The organism is Furfurilactobacillus siliginis, assembly GCF_001437435.1.
GTDB lineage: Bacteria > Bacillota > Bacilli > Lactobacillales > Lactobacillaceae > Furfurilactobacillus > Furfurilactobacillus siliginis.
This window is the reverse complement of the sequence record NZ_JQCB01000003.1, coordinates 130,481-130,760: the sequence shown is the minus strand read 5'-3', so window position 1 is coordinate 130,760 and position 280 is coordinate 130,481.

The window sequence follows — 280 nt, the reverse complement described above, 5'->3', positions numbered from 1 at the left end:
TGTTGCCCTGTTTTGTCGGAGAGTGTCGCTCGCTTTGCGAGCGGCACACCCGTTAGTGCCAAAGTAAAAGTCAGACGCAACATCAAATAGCCGCCCCAACAATCTACGTACCCGTAGTTTGTTAGGGCGGTTATTTGATACTTGCAGTTAACTATTACATAAAGTGAACGTTGGCCGCTGCAGTCCCCGTGGCGGCGAGTTTACTTCAGTGGATACTGCACTTGTGTCTTTGCCCGCAAGGCGGGCAAAGCACTCCTCCAGCGCCAGGTCATTAGCAATG